General features: G+C 69.4%; 10 protein-coding genes and 3 pseudogenes. 11 read left to right on the forward strand and 2 right to left on the reverse strand.

Going from position 1 to position 16996, the window contains the following annotated elements; translation table 11 throughout:
* Positions 1-290 precede the first annotated feature (290 nt).
* From ACZ7L9_RS35505 to ACZ7L9_RS35550, 10 genes and pseudogenes are all read left to right on the forward strand, one after another.
* Positions 291-419: pseudogene (locus ACZ7L9_RS35505) on the forward strand (IS630 family transposase); the annotation flags it as partial.
* 540 nt (positions 420-959) lie between these two features.
* Positions 960-3707, forward strand: coding sequence for an ATP-binding protein (locus tag ACZ7L9_RS35510; protein ID WP_471421661.1), 2748 nt, complete (start codon positions 960-962; stop codon positions 3705-3707).
* 347 nt (positions 3708-4054) lie between these two features.
* Positions 4055-4249 carry a type A2 lantipeptide gene (locus ACZ7L9_RS35515; protein ID WP_471421662.1) on the forward strand — a complete coding sequence of 65 codons (195 nt, stop codon included), beginning with the start codon at positions 4055-4057 and terminating at the stop codon, positions 4247-4249.
* A 125-nt stretch (positions 4250-4374) separates the two neighbouring features.
* Entirely contained in the window at positions 4375-5181 is an 807-nt protein-coding gene (locus ACZ7L9_RS35520) for a hypothetical protein (protein WP_471421663.1), read from the forward strand.
* On the forward strand, positions 5178-7442 hold the full coding sequence (locus ACZ7L9_RS35525) for an NHLP family bacteriocin export ABC transporter peptidase/permease/ATPase subunit (RefSeq protein ID WP_471421664.1): 2265 nt from the start codon (positions 5178-5180) through the stop codon (positions 7440-7442). Before ACZ7L9_RS35520 ends, ACZ7L9_RS35525 begins: the two co-directional genes overlap by 4 nt.
* Before the next feature lie 46 nt (positions 7443-7488).
* Positions 7489-10302 carry an NHLP bacteriocin export ABC transporter permease/ATPase subunit gene (locus tag ACZ7L9_RS35530; RefSeq protein WP_471421689.1) on the forward strand — a complete coding sequence of 938 codons (2814 nt, stop codon included), beginning with the start codon at positions 7489-7491 and terminating at the stop codon, positions 10300-10302.
* A gap of 147 nt (positions 10303-10449) precedes the next feature.
* Positions 10450-11185: pseudogene (locus ACZ7L9_RS35535) on the forward strand (IS6 family transposase).
* Between the two features lie 316 nt (positions 11186-11501).
* Positions 11502-11897: a DUF6415 family natural product biosynthesis protein gene (locus ACZ7L9_RS35540; RefSeq protein ID WP_471421665.1), complete on the forward strand. Its 396-nt coding sequence runs from the start codon at positions 11502-11504 to the stop codon at positions 11895-11897.
* Positions 11898-12347: 450 nt separating this feature from the next.
* Complete coding sequence (locus ACZ7L9_RS35545; protein ID WP_471421666.1) at positions 12348-12803, forward strand: PDZ domain-containing protein; 456 nt, start codon at positions 12348-12350, stop codon at positions 12801-12803.
* 338 nt (positions 12804-13141) lie between these two features.
* On the forward strand, positions 13142-13396 hold the full coding sequence (locus tag ACZ7L9_RS35550; RefSeq protein ID WP_471421690.1) for a hypothetical protein: 255 nt from the start codon (positions 13142-13144) through the stop codon (positions 13394-13396).
* Here ACZ7L9_RS35550 and ACZ7L9_RS35555 read toward each other — a convergent pair.
* The gene (locus ACZ7L9_RS35555; protein WP_471421667.1) at positions 13376-13975 is read right to left on the reverse strand and encodes a hypothetical protein; all 600 of its coding nucleotides are present in this window, start codon (positions 13973-13975) and stop codon (positions 13376-13378) included. The genes ACZ7L9_RS35550 and ACZ7L9_RS35555 overlap by 21 nt on opposite strands.
* A 282-nt stretch (positions 13976-14257) precedes the next feature.
* Here ACZ7L9_RS35555 and ACZ7L9_RS35560 point away from each other — a divergent pair, with 282 nt between their 5' ends.
* Positions 14258-16336: a SpoIIE family protein phosphatase gene (locus tag ACZ7L9_RS35560; protein WP_471421668.1), complete on the forward strand. Its 2079-nt coding sequence runs from the start codon at positions 14258-14260 to the stop codon at positions 16334-16336.
* A gap of 527 nt (positions 16337-16863) precedes the next feature.
* On the opposite strand, the pseudogene ACZ7L9_RS35565 reads toward ACZ7L9_RS35560, so the two are convergent.
* A pseudogene (locus ACZ7L9_RS35565) lies at positions 16864-16989 on the reverse strand (agmatinase); the annotation flags it as partial.
* Positions 16990-16996: the final 7 nt, after the last annotated feature.

The following is a 16996-nucleotide window of genomic DNA, read 5'->3' on the forward strand; positions in this document are numbered from 1 at the left end:
ACAGGACCTCCTCGCCCACGTCGGCGGGGCACTCGGCGACGACGCCGCCCTCCTCGCCCTCCAGCGCACAACCGCGCCGCACACCGGATTCCACACCAGCGATCCGGCGGACGACGGCAGCCTCCATGGGCAAGGCCACGAAGGATCTGAGCAGGTCAAACGCTAGTGCCGCATCAGGCTACGTTCGCCCTGCCCACGGCGGCGCGTAGGCGCCGGTCGTCCACGGGCTGCTGACGACGCACGGATGATCGATGCCGGGCCCGCCACGGGAGAGGGTTTATCCGTGTTGTGTGAGGTATGCGGATGGGGGCGGGCTGACCGCTGCGGGTCGGCTGCGCCGTGAGTCGGTGCGGATGCAGGCGGCCGAGTTGTTCGAGCAGGGAATCAAGCCGTTGGAAGTGGCACGGCGCCTGCGGGTGCGGTAGCCCGCTCGGTCGCCTGCGTGGGGGGCTCTGCGAGTGCCTCCCGGCGCTGGCGCGCCGGACGCGTGCCTACCCGACCTGGAGCCCGGACGGCGGCACCGGCCGTCCGGGCTCCTGCCTACCCCCGTCTCCCCATGCGGTCCGACGAGCATTAGTGTTACCCACGGGCGGAGGCCCCAGAGGCCCGAGAGGCCACAGAGGGCCCCACAGGGCACTGACCCGTCCACTGATACGCGGTGTGTGAGCGATGGCACGACCCGGCAACAGGTGCCGAAGACCCGGCCCGGAACCTTCACGCCAGGCTTGTCCCTCAATCAATCGGGGCCGGGGTGACAGCGTGGACGACCAGGTGGCATGGTCCGGGGCTCGCGTGACCTAGTGCCGTGACCGGCAATGTCTGCCCGTGAGCGAGCGTGCGTGCTGGCGGCGCGTGACAGGGCAAAGCTTGCCGGGAGGGGGCACTGGGCCGCCGTTCCTGCTGACGACCGCTCGTCATCCGTCCGCGTCATGACACCCGGCCGCAGGAACGGGTATCGCATGAATACGGCTCCGCCGGAACTGTTCGGCCGCGGCAGGGAGATCGCCGAGATCGAGGCGATGCTGGCCGGTGCGGCTGAGCACGCCGGCCGCGTGGTGGTGGTCAACGCCGGTGCGGGGAGGGGCAAGACGGCCGTACTCGAGGCCGCGGTTCACCGGGCCCGGCGCAGCGGGTTCACCGTGCTTACGGCCCGGGGCAGTGCACCCGAACGGGCCCTGCCCTACGGCCTGGTGAGCCGATTGTTCGCGCCCTTGGTGCCGGAGCTCGCGGAGCTCCCGTTCGCCGGGCTGGCCGACGAACCGTCGCTGGCCGAGCTGTGCGCTGTGCACCGGGCGCTGTCGCAGCTGGCATCCCAGGCCCCGGTACTGGTGGCGGTGGACGATCTGCATTGGCTGGACCGGCAGTCGCTGCGCTGGCTGAGTACCCTTCCGCAGCGCGTCGATCAGGCACGGATCGCGGTGCTGCTGACCATCTGCCCCGGTGAGCCGTGCGCCGATCCCGACGTCCTCGACGAGCTGCTGGCCGTCAGCGCGGTCGAGCTCCGCCCGGCCGAGCTGAGCATCCCGGCCACCTCAGCGCTGATCGAACGCACCCTCGCCGCCACCCCGGACCGGTCCTTCGTCGCCGCGGTCATTCGGGAAGTGGGAGGCAACCCGCTGTACGTCACCGAGCTGGCCTCGGTGTTGAGGGACCAGGCGGTCACGCCCACCGCCGCCTCGGCGGCAGTGCCCGGCAACACGGCCGTGTCCAGGCTCGTTTCCGGGGTGCACGCCCGCCTGCGCCGGATATCGCCGTACGCCCTCGATGTCGCCAGAGCCGTCGCCGTGCTGGGCGCCGACGCGGACCTGCCCCGCGTCACCGGAGTCTGCGGTGCCGAGCCGCCGGTGGTCATGGAGGTGACGACGGCGCTCAGCCGGGCCGGACTGCTGCGCGTGTCGGATCAGTCCGTGGCCCTGGCACAGCCGATGCTGCGCAACACGGTAATCCAGCAGGTGCCGTTCGCCGACCTGCAGACGCTGCGTACCAAGGCGGTCCGGACCCTGCGGGCCACCGGCGCTCCCGAGTGCCGGGTGGCCGAACAGCTCGTCGCCACCCCCCCGCTGGCCGAACCCTGGGTGGTTGCCCTCCTGCTCGACGCGGCCACAGCCGCCATCGGCCGGGGCGATCCCGACACGGCCATCGCCTACCTGGGCAGGGCTCTGCACGAGCCCATGCCGGACGCCCTCCGGACGCGGCTCCTGACGGAGCTGGGCCGGGCCGAGGGGTACGTGGACCTCGGCGCGGCGATCCGCCGGCTGACCACGGTCTCGGAGCGGCAGGCCGGCGTCGTACGGGAACTGGCAGAGCACCTCGCCGTGGCCGGGTGCCACCAGGCCGCCGTTGAGCAGCTGGACGCCGATGGCCAGGCGCTGTGCTCGGCGGAGCTGCGGTTCGACAGCGAGGCGACCGCGGGAGCCGCAGCGGCGCTGCTGACCCGCCTGCCCGCGCCGGTGAAGGGCAGGGTGGACGGGTTGGACGAAGGGCGACACCTGAGCCTGCTCGCCATGCGCACCGCATGGGCCGGCCGTTGCCGGGGCCGGGCCGTGACCCTGGCCAAGGAAGCGCTGGCGGTGCTCCCGGTCAACCCCGACGCGATGCGGCCCACCCTGCGCGCTGTGCTGGTGCTGGCCCAGGCCGGACGGGCCAAGGAAGCCCACGAACGCTGCGACGCCCTGGTGGGCCATGCGCTGCGCTGGGGCCACCGGCCGTCCCTGGCCGCGGCCCGGTCGCTGCGCGGAGTCGTCGCCCACCGGCTGGGCCGGATGCCGGCCGCAGCCGAAGACGCCCGGAGCGCGCTGGAGCTACTCATCGGCTGCGGGGCGCCCCGGCAGCGGGGCGCGGCGGTGGAGTTCCTGGCCCGGCTGGTGGAGATCCTGGTCGATCTGAGCGACCACGACGAGGCGGCGGGCCTGCTCGAACGGTCGGAGCTGTGCGGCGATGTGCCTCGGACCTGGGCCGGCACGGCCCTGCTGCTCGCCCGGGGCCGCCTGCGGGTCGCCGCCGGAGCACCGGCCGAAGGGCTCCGGGATCTGCTCCGCGCAGGCGATCGGCTTCCGTTGTGGAAGGTGGAGAATCCCGCGGTCGCCCCGTGGCGGTCCGAGACCGCGACGGCTCTGCTGGCACTCGGTGAGACGGCCGACGCTTGCCGCCAGGCCGCGGAGGCGGTGGAGCAAGCGCGCCGGTGGGAGGCGTCCGGACCGTTGGGTGCCGCGCTGCGGACGCAGGGCGTGGTGACCGGTGGCACCCAGGGACTGACCACGCTGGAGCAGTCGGTCTCCGTTCTGGAACGGTCGGCCGCCAAGCTCGACCTGGCACGCTCCCTGAGCGAGTACGGTACGGCGCTGAGCCGGGCCAAGCGTTCGGTTCCGGCTCGCCGGGCGCTGCGCGGTGCGGTCGAACTCGCCGAGGAGTGCGGCTGCGCGGATCTGGCGCGACGTTCGCGTATCGAGCTGTCCGCGTCGGGTGGCCGAGCGCCGAAGTCCGCCGGCGCGGAGGGAGTCGCCGTACTGACCGCCGCCGAACTACGCACCGCGATGCTTGCCGCCGAGGGCCGGACCAACCGGGAGCTGGCCGACATCCTGCGGGTCGGGCTGCGCACCGTCGAGGTCCATCTCACCAAGGCGTACCGAAAGCTCGGTATCGAAGGACGCGACCAACTGGTGGGCGTCCTGCACGGCCATGTGCCGGCCCGCACCGGGTCGCGGTGAGCAATCCCGCACATGGTGCACACACAAGGTGCGCACGAGGCCGACCGGATCGCGGTCGGCCGGATGACCGGAAGTCTTTACCGCAGGTATGTCCCAATCGCCGTCGGCGGCGAAGCGTCCGCTGAAAATCAGCCGTTGAAATTATGTGAAGAAGTGGTCATCGTTCGCTGGGCAATGCTGCACAGCAGTGTCTTGCGGTACCGAAATGTTGACCGAAAGAAACTGGGGCCGAGGTGGCCTGTCGACCCGTCGGCGTACTAACGTCTTGCCCGAACCGAAGTTATGAAAATGTGTTCGGTTTATTTTCGAACGACACTTCTCCCAATCATTGAATAGGAGCGCAATTCATGCGTGACTTCATCGAGACCCGTGAGATCGCCGACAACGACCTGGACAACGTCTCCGGTGGCATCAGCGCTGGCGGCGGTGTCTCCACCGGCCTGCTCGACGTCTCCGGCGGCGTCGCTGTCGACGGCGTCGAGGGTCTCATCGGTTCCACCGCTTCCCTGGTGCCCGTCCCGTCGGTCATCGCCGGCCTCTGACGGTCTCATTTGCCGCGAGGCGTAAACTCCATGGGCTCTGAAACATTTGTTCCAGAGCCCATGGATGCTGTGGGTCGACGGCCGTCGGCTGTCGCCCCGATGAATGCAGTTGAAGGAATACCTCCGTGCAGTTCCGGCAAAAGGCGCTTTCCAAGCTGCAATCGCCTGAAGAACTCGACATACCGGTGCGCTTCGCCCGGCCGCAGGGCTGGCTCGTGCTCGCGGTAACGGCCGTCGTCATGGCCGGCGCGTGCTTCTGGGCCGTGACCGGCTCCGTGTCGTCCAAGCTGACCGCGGCCGGGATCCTGACCCATGCGGCGGGCAGTTACATAGTGCAGAGCCCGGTCGCGGGTCAGGTCACCGCTGTCTACGCCGATGAGGGCGACATGCTGCCGGCCGGCGCCCGGCTGCTGAGCATCCGCACGGGCCAGAAGGTCGAGACCGTACACGCGGTGGCCGCGGGCCGGGTGAACGCCCTGCTGGCCAAGATCGGTGCGGTGGTGGCCACCGGGGCGGATCTAGCGACCGTGGAACGTATCGACGACACCGACGACCCGTTGGTGGCGGTGTTGTACGCGCAGGACAGCAGCGCATCGACGATCCCCATGGGTTCGTCGGTGGACCTCACCGTCCAGTCCGTGCCCGCGCAGCAGTACGGGGTGTTGCGGGGCCGGGTCCTCGGGGTCGGCCGGACTCCCCAGACGCAGCAGCAGATCACCAGCTTTCTCGGGGACCGCCAGTTGGGCGAGCAGTTCTCGCAGGGCGGCCAGCCGCTGGCTGTCGTGGTCCAGCTGGACCGGTCGGCGGGCACGAAGTCCGGGTACGCGTGGTCGTCGGCAGACGGCCCGCCCTACACGATCGACTCCACGACGCTGGTCAGCGGCGCCATCCACCTCGCGGCGCAGCGCCCGATCGAATGGGTCCTCCCATGACCGCGCAGCACGATTCCGCCGGGCGCGGGAGACACCGCCCCAACCACCCCAACCGCCCGGCCCAGCAGCCCGATCGCCGACGGCGCAGGCACGAGCCGAAGCGGAAGAAGCAGAGGACCGTCCGCAGCCCCACCGTGCTCCAGATGGAAGCCGTGGAGTGCGGCGCCGCCTCGCTGGCGATGGTGCTCGGCCACTACGGCCGCCATGTGCCCCTCGAGGAACTCCGAATCGCCTGCGGGGTGTCCCGCGACGGCTCCAGGGCCAGCAATGTGCTCAAGGCGGCACGCGGCTACCGCCTGAACGCCAAGGGCATGCAGATGGAAACGGCCGCCCTGGCCGAGGTACCCGCGCCGGCCATCTTGTTCTGGGAGTTCAACCACTACGTCGTCTACGACGGGATGGGGCGCCGCTTCGGCCGGCGCGGCGTGCACATCAACGACCCGGCCAGGGGCCGCCGGTTCGTCCCGACGGAGGACTTCGACACCAGTTTCACCGGCGTCGTGCTGACCTTCGAGCCCAGCGAGCGATTCCGCCCGGGTGGCCGCCGGCCGGGAATCACGGGCGCCCTGCCGGCGCGGCTGCGCGGCACCGCGGGCACGATGCTGGCCGCGGTGATCGCCAGCTTCCTGCTGGTTGTGGTGGGCGTGGCAGCGCCGGCTCTGAGCCGCGCGTACATCGACATGTTCATGTTCGGCAACCAGACGTCCCTGCTGCCGCTGATCTTCTCGTCGATGGCCGCCGCGGTGGTGCTGACCGCCGTGCTGGTCGCGATCCAGCAGGCGAACCTGCTGCGCGGGCGGATCATCTCCTCCACGCTGAACAGCGCCCGCTTCCTGCGACATCTACTCAGGCTGCCGGTCACCTTCTTCGCCCAGCGCAACCCCGCCGACCTCGTCCAGCGGCTGCAGTCCAACGACTCGGTCGCCGAGACCCTGGCACGGGACCTCGCCGCCGCCGGTGTGGACGCCGTGGTCGTGATCCTCTACGCGGTCCTGCTGTGGAGCTACGACCCGCAACTGACCGTCATCGGGGTACTGATCGCGCTGCTCAACGTGGCGGCACTGCGGATGGTGACCCGGATCCGGGACACCGACGTCCAGAAGCTGCGGGCGGACAGCGCCCGGCTGACCAACACCTCGTACAGCGGCCTCCAGCTGATCGAGACGATGAAGGCCACCGGAGGCGAGAACGGGTACTTCCGCCGCTGGGCCGGGCAGCACGCGACCACGCTGGACGGGCAGCAGCGGCTCGGCGTGCCGAGCGCGGCGCTGGCCGTCGTCGCGCCCACGCTCGCGGCACTCAACAGCGCGCTGATCCTCCTGATCGGCGGGGTGCGGGCGGTGGAGGGCCATATCTCGATCGGTCTGCTCGTGGCCTTCCAGTCGCTGGTGACCAGCTTCACCGCGCCGGTCGCCCGGCTGAGCGGGGTGGCCGGCCGGATCCAGGACTTCGCGGCCGACGTGGCCCGGCTCAAGGACGTCGAGAGCTTCCCGGTGGACCCGCTGTACTCGCAGGACCGGCCGGCCGCGAGCACCCGCAAGCTCAGCGGGCACTTGACGCTGGAGGGCATCACCTTCGGGTACAGCCCGCTCGACAAACCGCTGCTCACCGACTTCTCGCTGTCGGTCGGACCAGGCCGGCAGGTCGCCCTCGTCGGCGGCTCCGGCAGCGGCAAGTCCACGGTGTCCCTGCTGATCTCGGGCCTGTACAAGCCGTGGGAGGGCGAGATCCGCATCGACGGGCAGCGGCTGGACGGGATCTCCCGCAGCTCGCTGTCCGCCTCGGTCTCCTTCGTCGACCAGGATGTCTTCCTCTTCGAGGGCACCGTCCGCGACAACGTGGCGCTGTGGGATCCCTCGATACCCGACGAAGCCGTGATCGCCGCCCTCAAGGACGCCGCCGTCCATGACGCCGTCGCCCGGCGGCCAGGCGGCATCCACAGCCGGGTGGAGCAGGACGGCCGCAACTTCTCCGGTGGTCAGCGGCAGCGCCTGGAGATCGCCCGGGCGCTGGTCCGCCGGCCCAGCGTGCTGGTCCTGGACGAGGTGACCAGCGCCCTGGACGCCGAGACCGAGCAGCTGATCATCGACAACCTGCGGCGGCGCGGCTGCGCCTGCGTCGTGATCGCGCACCGGCTGAGCACGGTGCGCGACAGCGACGAGATCGTCGTCCTCGACCACGGAACGGTCGTGGAGCGCGGCCGGCACGAGGACCTGGTCGCCGCCGGGGGCCCGTACGCCGAGCTGGTCAGGGAGCACTGACGTGACGTCATCCGTACACGACACCGTCGACGTGGTGGTCGGCGCCATGGGCGGCCTGGGCCTGCCGGTCGACTCCACGAGCACCCGCAGCCTGTTGCTGGACGGGCCGCACGTCCTGTGGCTGGTGGTGGACGGCGCGATGGACCTGTTCGCGGTCGACGCCGTCAGCCAGGGCCGCTGGCACTTCCTCGGCCGGCTCGAAACCGGCACCCTGCTGCTCGGCCCGGTCGAGGGCCCGCAGCACACGCTGGTCGGCAGGCCCCTGGAGGGGTGCCGGGTGCGCCGAATACAGCTCCGGGAGCTGTACCGGCCCGAGTACGGATACGAGCACGGCTACGGCGACCAGCAGGTCAGCCTCAGCCCGCTGGAGGACGCCTTCGCCCGCGGGGTCGGCCGCAGCCTGCGCGTACTGTTCGAAGGCCCCCTCGACGGGCAGCTGGACGGCCAACTGGACGGCCAGGCCGAGCCGTACGAATCGGGTGACGACAACATCCTGTGGATGCCGGTGGCCCCCGGCAGCGTGCAGTACGGCGCCGCGTTCAGCATGGAGGCGGCCGCCGACCTGCTCATCGACGGCGCGATGTGGCAGCAGATGGTCAACCAGCAGTCCCGGCTGCTGTTCGCGCTGGATCGCTGGATAGAGCGGCTGGAGCGCGCTCACGAGGACCGGACGGCGGCCGGGATCAAGGCCGGCGAGGCCGTACGCGAACAGGCCGATCAGGCGCTGCTGGCCTCCATCAACAGGCCCTTCGCCAACCGGCCGGGGAAGACCGCGGCCGTTCCGGCCGACGGGATCGACGACGCCACCCTCGCCGTCTGCCGACTGGTCGCCGACACCGCCGGGGTCACCGTCTCGGCGCCCCCGGAGGGCGGCGACCTGACCGACCGGAGGAGTCCGGTGGAGCGCATCGCGGTGCACTCACGGCTGCGTACCCGGGTGGTCAGGCTCACCGGGTGCTGGTGGCGGGAGAACTCCGGTCCCCTGGTGGGCCACCGGGGAAAGACCGGAGCGCCGGTCGCGCTGCTGTGGCGCCGTGGCGGGTATGAGGCGGTGAACCCCACCACCGGCGCACGGATGAGGATCAGCAGGGCCAACTTCGACGAACTCCAGCCCCGCGCCGTCATGTTCTACCGCCCGTTGCCCGAACAGCCGGTGGTGTCCGTCTGGCACTTGCTTCGCTTCAGTGTGCGCGGCATCGGGATGGACATGCGCAACCTGGTCCTGGGCGGGCTGGTCGCGGTCGGCCTCGGGACGCTGGTACCGATCGCCACCGGACAGGTCCTCGGTGTCTACGTACCGAACGCCGAGAACAGCCTCATCGTCTCGACCTCCCTGGCGCTCGTGGCCACCACCGTCGTCTCGGCCGCCTTCATGCTGCTGCAGAACATCTCCATCCTGCGCATCGAAGGACGTGCCGAAGCCGCCCTGCAGCCGGCCGTCTGGGACCGGCTGCTGCGGCTGCCGACGAAATTCTTCGCCGAGCGCTCCACCGGGGAGCTCGCGAGCGCGGCGATGGGCATCAGCGCCATCCGCCGCGTACTGTCCGGCATCAGCTCGGTCACGGTGCAGGCCGGCATGGTCGGCGCGGTGAACCTCGTCCTGCTGCTCTGGTACAGCGTCCCGCTGACGCTGATGGCTCTGGCCATGCTGGTGGTCGTCGCCGCGGTGTTCCTCGGGCTCGGACTGTCGCAGCTGCGGTGGCAGCGCCGGCTGATCATGGTCAACAACAAGCTCAACAACCAGGCCTTCCAGACGCTGCGCGGCCTGCCCAAACTGCGCGTCGCCGCCGCGGAGAGCTTCGCCTACGCCGCCTGGGCGCGGGAGTTCGCGCACAGCCGCGAGCTGCAACAGCGGGTGGGCCGGCGCAAAAACCTGATCACCGTCTTCAACGCGGTCTACCTGCCGTTCTGCAACCTGGTGATGTTCATGCTGCTCGCCGGGCCGGCCCGCGGCACCCTGTCGGCGAGCGGCTTCCTCACCTTCAACACCGCCGTGACCATGATGCTGACCTCGGTCACCCAGCTCACCGGCGCCCTCATCTCGGCTGCCTCCGTCCTGCCGCTCTTCGAGCAGGTCAAGCCGATCCTCGACGAGGTCCCCGAGGTACGCGGGGGCAGCACGGCACCCAGCACGCTGTCCGGCGCGATCGAGGCCAAAGGCCTGTCCTTCCGGTACGCCCAGGACGGGCCGCTGGTGCTCGACAACGTGTCGTTCCAGGTGCGGCCGGGCGAGTTCGTCGCGATCGTCGGAGCCAGCGGCTGCGGCAAGTCGACCCTGCTCCGGCTGCTCATCGGCTTCGACCGGCCGGCCTCCGGCAGTGTGCTCTACGACGGTCAGGACCTGGCCGCCCTCGACCAGGCCGCCGTACGCCGTCAGTGCGGAGTCGTCCTGCAGAACGCCCAGCCCTTCTCCGGCTCGATCCTGGACTGCATCTGCGGCGCCGAGCTGTTCAGCCTGGAAGAGGCCTGGGCGGCCGCCGCGATGGCAGGCCTGGCCGAGGACATCAAGCGGATGCCGATGGGCATGCACACCATGCTCTCCGACGGCGGCGGCGCCGTCTCCGGCGGGCAGCGGCAACGCCTGATGATCGCCCAGGCCTTGATCCGCCACCCGCGCATCCTCTTCTTCGACGAAGCCACCAGCGCGCTGGACAACGAGACCCAGCGCATCGTGATCGAGAGCACCCGCGCGCTGCGCGCCACCCGCATCGTGATCGCCCACCGGCTCTCCACTGTCATGGACGCCGACCGGGTCATCGTCATGTCGGACGGCCAGGTGATCCAGCAGGGACCGCCCGCCGAACTGCTCGCCGACACCAGCGGCCTCTTCCACGAGCTGGTCCGCCGGCAGATCCGCTGACCCGCCTTTGCTGCTCCTTTAGTTGGGAATCACCGATCATCCCCACAGCCGAGAAGGAGTCGCGGTCCCCGCGGTGAACGAACCTCCCAGTACCTGCCGTGGCACTGTCACGTTGGCTGACCGGGTGGGATGATCTTCGTGTTGATCATGCTGGGAAGGGGATCGCTGGTGTCGTCTGTGCCGCCGTCGTACAGGGGTCACCGGTACCCGGTCGAGGTGATCTCCCACTGCGTGTGGCTGTACTTCCGCTTCCCTCTGTCGTTCCGCGAGGTTGAGGAGCTGATGCTCCAGCGCGGCGTGATCGTCTCGTATGAGACGGTGCGGCGGTGGTGTCTGAAGTTCGGCCAGGTCTACGCCGCCGCACTGCGCCGTCGCCGTCCCCAGCCCGGCGACAAGTGGCATCTGGACGAGGTGTTCATCAAGATCAACGGGGTGCAGAAGTACCTGTGGCGGGCCGTCGACCAGGACGGCAACGTCCTGGACATTCTCCAACCGCCGCGACAAGGCCGCGGCCAGGCGCTTCTTCCGCCGTCTGATGAAGAAGACCCGGGCGGTGCCGAGGGTGATCATCACCGACAAGCTGCGTTCCTACGGCGCCGCCCACCGCGAGGTCATGCACTCGGTGGAGCACCGCTCTCACAAGGGCCTGAACAATCGGGCCGAGAACTCCCACCAGCCGACGAGGCAACGCGAACGCGCGATGAAGGGCTTCCGCTCCGTAGGTGCGGCTCAGCGGTTCCTTTCCGCGTTCAGCGGCATCTCACCCCACTTCCGACCCCACCGCCACCCGATAACAGCCTCCGACCACCGAGCCGAGATGACCATCCGCTTCGCCATCTGGGACCACGTCACCGGAGTCGTCGGCACGGCCGCAACGGCCTGACCCAGGGCTGACACCCGAGCCGATAACACCCTGGCACGCCATCAGGCCCTCGCACCCCCAACAACGTGACAACGCCTCTTGACGGCTTAACTGCATGAGGTGTCTGCTCCGCGATAGCCGGAGGAAGCGGATCGTTGTCTGGACGCCCGGCGCGGCCCGGCTGGCTCCGGCGTTCCCTCCCCGGCCCTGCTCGCCCGCGCAGACCGGGGCTTTGCCCGCTTCCTTGCCCAGCGGACCGTGGCCCAGCCGACGGAGGCGAAGACACCCAGCGGTGACCGCCGGCCACCCCCACCGCGCTCCAGCAGCGAGGCCCGCCATGCACACCAGCACGCACACGGCCCTGTACGATCCCGACGGACTGATCGAAGCCGGGCTCCCGCTCGACCGCGAGCCATACGAGTGCCTCATCAAGGCCGTCCTCGCATGGACCGGCCCGGACACACTGACGACCCGCGACTACGAGCAGATCGCCCTCCAGCTCACCGGCCACGCCCGCGCCATCGCCTCCGACGTCCGCTGCCGCGCCGACCAGCTGCCCAAGGACAGCGGGCGCAAGGCGCTCGCCGACGTCGTCCTGCGCGAGACGGAAGGCCGACTGTCCACCACGCTGGAGGGCACCGTGCGCTGCGTCCAGAACCGCGCCCGGATGGTGCGCGCCCTGTACGAGCGCCTGGACCGCGTCACGGAAGCCTCCCCGGCCGCCCACCTCTGACCAAAGGTCTGGGCTGTCTGTATGGGAGGTTGTCGCCGTCAGTTGGGAAGCTGTGTGGGCCCATTGGGTGGTTTGAGCGTGTTCATATGCGTATGGCTGGGGCGTGGCTGGGACGGTTGTGGCGTCGTCGATCACGAAGGGGCCCTGATGATCCGTAGATTCGCCCGGTTATGCAGTGCTGTTGCTCTGGGCACCGTAATGGTGACGGCCGCAGCGGTTGCGCCTGCCAGCGCATTCACCGCATCGGCCGTGGTATCCGCGCCGAGCCGGCTCACATCCCTACCGCCGCAGCAGAACGTCCCTTCCCTGGACGCCGGCGGGCCTGCCGGGACCGTCGACTATCCCCCGGACGGTCAGCGGCACCCCGGGCCCAGCACCATCACCATCCAGGCGCCGCCCTACACCCGCATCGTCGGACTGGACCTGCGGTGCACCGGGATGGGGTGCCCGGTGAGCATCGCGCCTGACGGCAAGTCCGCCACGGCTCAGCTCACAGCTGGCACCTATGACTTCATCCGGCCGTGGACCGTCCACGTCGTCGCAGACCCCGACGCACCCCTGGCCGGGGGAACCTTCAGTGGCACCTTCACCGTGGACGGCGTGACACAGCCGCTCACCGTGCAGATCACCCCCGGCATCCAGGGCATCATCGCGGCCAACCTCCGCAACACCAGCCCCTCCGGAGGTGGCGTGCGCGTACTCTCCGTCGACCCGGGCACCAACACCGAAGCCGCAGGCCTGCTGCCCGGTGACCGCATCGTCGAGGTCGACGGAGTCCTCACGCCCACCGTCAACGACCTCGACAACGTCCTGAGCGGCAAGCGGTCCGGCGCCACTTATCCCGTGACCGTCAATCGCGGCGGCACGCTCGTCACTCTGCAGGTCCCCCTGGACCCGGAACCGTAACCTCACAGGCGACACACCCCACATGGTGTGGCCCGTTTCCGTCCAAGATGCTGTTGACGAATTCGGGCCCGGCTCCTTCGCCCCGTTGGATCTATCCGGCGGGGCGAAGTGCTACGAGGTGCGCAGGTCACTGCCCCTGGGGCAGCGGGCAGCGCCGCCAACACCTCTCCCTGTAAGGGGAGAGGGTCTCAGTTCGGTCATCTAGCAGCTCGGGCGCCGGGTGGCCCGTGGTTCGCTGAGTTCGACCTGCTCAAGCACGAACAGCTCTCGAATTCGCCACCCACCCCCACCCCGAACAGCCAGCCGTCCTGGCCAACGCCCGCGTCCTCGGCGAAGGCATCGACGTCCCCACCATCGACGACGTCGTCTTCGCCGACCCCAAAAACAGCCCCGTCGACACCGTCCAAGCAGTCGGCCGCGCCCTACGACAAACCCCCGGCCGCGACCGCGTCGGCCGCCGCGCACACGGACGACCACCACGATCAGGCATCAGACCCGCCGCACGCCGTCGACCACCCAGGCCGGGCCGCCGCGCTCACCCCGGCGCAGCGGGCCGCCGCCGTTCAGGCCCATCAGCAAGCCGCGATGCCTGAGGAGTACCTGGACGGCCGGACGACCGACCCGACGACGTGGCTGCGCACGCCAGAGAACCTGGACCGGCTCGCCGCCTTCACTCGCGCGGCCAACGCCCGCCGCCGCGCCATCGAGGAGAGGGAGATCCCGGCCCCGGACGTCGACCCGGCCGGACCGGTCGACCGGCGCTCAGCGAGCCGAAGGCGTCGCGCGGCCATGCGCCCGGCTACCACCTCTACACAGCCCGGTGGGCGCTGCCCGATCTCGGCCCCGCCCGGCGACCGCCGTCGGCCGTCCCCGACCCGGACCGGCAACCCATCGCCCGCCGTCTGAATTTTGACCGCAAGACCGTGTGCCGCTTCCGCGACACCGACCTCGATCAGTTGCTGGCCTCCGCTCGCGAGCGTCGCCCCAACGGCGTCCTGGAGCCGTTCAAGGCGTACCTCAACGCACGCTTCACCGAGGCGCAAGGCCAGGTCAGCGGCACACGCCTGTTCCTGGAGATCCAGACCCGCGGCGCTGCCCTTGATCACCTTGGCGAACTCGGCGTCGAACCGCTCCTTGCCGACCTTCTCAGCGAGCGTGGTCAGGTACTTCACCTGCGCGGCCGGCGAGGCGGTCGGACACGATCAGGGGCAGCCGAGGATCACGTGTGTCATGCCTCCGCGCCGACGGCGGGCGCGGACATCGTGTAAGCCTGGTCGGCGAGGACGCCGATGCCCTCGTGCAGATATTTAACCGAGTCAGAATGCATACATGTGATCACACAATGCAATGGAACTCCCTCGCGACTTTTCGGCTCGCCTCAGCCGCCGCTTCGAAGTAGACATTGAAGTGAGGCGGTCGCAGGGAAGGTGGTCGCTGTGGTCCATCGTGATGCCATGCCCGTGAGTGACGCAGAGGCCGCGATGCTGGATGCCATGTTCACCCAGTCACCGGTGGGCCTGCACTTGCTGGACACGGACCTGCGGCTCGTTCGGATCAACACCGCCACGGCCACTATGCGAGGCATACGGGCGGAAGATCTCATCGGGCGCCGCTTCGCCGACATCTACGACCTCGTCGAGCCGGAAAAGACCGAAGCTCTCGTCCGCGGGGTATTGAGCAGCGGTGTTCCCCTACGGGACCACGTCGTACGGATGCGCCTCAAGACCGATCCGGTGCAGGTGCGCCACTATGCGGTCTCCGTCTTTCGCCTGGACGACCCTCGAGGAGCCGCTCTCGGCCTCGCGATGTCCGTGGTCGATGTAACCGATCTGGAAAGGACACGCGCTCATCTCCATGTGCTGGGGGTAGTGCGTGAGCGCGTGGGCCGGACGCTTGACGTGGTGGCCACCTGCGAAGAACTCGTGGACACCTTGGTGCCAGCGTTCGCCGATGTCGCAGTCGTGGAAGTGGTGGACCCGGTCCTCTGGGGCGAGGATCCTCCGCTCTTTCCCCTACCCCGGGGCATGTCCCTACGCCGCGTCGGCTTCCGCAGCAGCGGCAGCGAGCCACCAGCCCATCCGGTAGGGGATATACGCGACATGCCCGTGCCCAGCCCCTACACGCAAGCTCTGACCGATCTGCGTCCCCGTTCGCTCACCCTGCGTTCCGAGCTGCCCTGGCTGACAGCCGAACCGGGTCTCGCCGCGGCGATCCGCGCATCCGGGGCGCACACGCTCCTCGTCGTCCCGCTCGCCCTACGTGGCGCTGTACTCGGCGTCATCACTCTTTACCGCACCCGGCAGCCGGATCCGTACGACCAGGACGACATCGAGTTCGCGCTCCAACTGGCCGACCACGCCAGCCTGTGTATTGACAACGCCCGCCGGTACCTGCGCGAGTACACTGCGGCCGCGACGGTCCAACGTCATCTGCTTCCGTCCCGTCCCACGCCCCTCACCGCACTGGAGACCGCTCATCTTTCAGTAGGCCACCAAGGTGCGGGGATCTGGTACGACACCATCCCTTTGTCTAGTGCCCGCACCGCCTTGGTCATTGGGGAAGTTGCCGGAGGAGACATTCATGCCACAGCGGTCATGGGGCAGCTACGCACTGTCATCCGGTCCCTGGCCGCGTTGGATCTTGGGCCCGACGAGCTTCTCGCCCGCCTGAACGACGCTGCGACCCGCATGTCGACCGAGTGCGCATCCCGGCCAACGGCCGATCCACTGCGTCGTGACGCGCTTACCGCCAGTTGCTTGTATGCCGCATACGACCCTCTGACGCGTACGTGTAAGGCTGCTTGCGCCGGCAACTTGGCCCCCGTCATCATGTTTCCGGACGGCACGACCGAGATCGTCGACCTACCGGCCTGCCCGCAGCTCGGCAATACCAGCGAAGCGCCATTCGCCGCGACCAGCCTCGAGATCCCGACCGGCAGCCTTCTGGCCTTGCCTAGCCACCCAGCCCTACCCTCGTACCTCGCGAGCGGCACCAGCCCCCTAACAGGCGGGCCGGCAGGCGCCGATCACCCCCTTCAGGACTTGTGTGACGATATTGCCTACAAGCTTCCGACCGACATCGACACGGGGCCTGTCGCGCTCCTCCTCGCCCGTACCCGTCTCTTCCCGGCCGACCTCGTCGCCTACTGGCAGCTGGACAACGACCCCACGGCAGCCGCCACCTCCCGACACCACGTTCGCAACCAACTCACGCTCTGGAACGTGGCAGAGGAAACAGCCTTCACCACCGAACTCATCGCCAGTGAACTCGTGACGAATGCACTCCGGTACGGAAGGCCGCCCTTGGAACTGCGACTGATCAACGACCGCGCGCTGACCTGCGAGGTCCGAGACACCAGCCTCGCCGCACCGCACCTACGCCACGCCCGCACCGTCGACGAGGGCGGGCGGGGACTGTTCATCGTTGCGCAGCTTGCTCAGGTCTGGGGGACCCGCTTCACAGAGGACGGCAAGACCATCTGGGCTGAGCAGACGTGTACTTCTGCCACCCGCGCACCGATTCCTCATGGGTGATCCTCCCGCCGGCGCAGGTGCTCGCGGCAGCGGCCGGCGGGCAGTCGCATTGGACTTGCGGGTCCTTGAGAGCCGCGGCTGTGAAGTTTGCCGGGACGTCGACCTGTGTCGCCTGGTCGAGCAGTGCGCGGGCGTTCGGGTGCGTGTCCGTGCCGGGGGCGGGGTGGCGGGTCAGGATGCGCTGATACTCGGGCCACAGCGTGCCCAGAACCACGACCGGTCCGGGTGCTTCAAGCCAGTTGTGCAACGCCGCGGCGGCCTCTTCTCCGTCGGGCCCGGTGAGGAAGTTCTGGGCTCGGTTGGGTGGCCCCGTCGTTCATGTTCGACAGACGACCGATAAATGCACGCAGATGACGCCCAGCGGTTCACCGGGTCCGACCCTGCGCAGAGGCGCACCGCCTAGGAGAGCGCTGAGGGGGCCGACGAGTCGGCCCCCTCAGCGCTCTTGGCCGGCGCACGCGCTGCGACGTCGCGGGCCCTTGACCTGCACCGCCCGGGGCTCGGTGCGGCGACGGGCGGCGGCCGCACTCCACGGTCTTCATCGCGTGGCCGATGTCGAAGGGGTTGACCGCGATGTCGCTGGCGTTGGCGACCGGCTGGGCCGCGAACGGCGAGAAGTCGAGGGCCGGGCGATAGGGCCGCAGCAGTTTGGAGGAGGCG

The sequence above is a fragment of the Streptomyces sp. NPDC111516 genome (assembly GCF_055635345.1).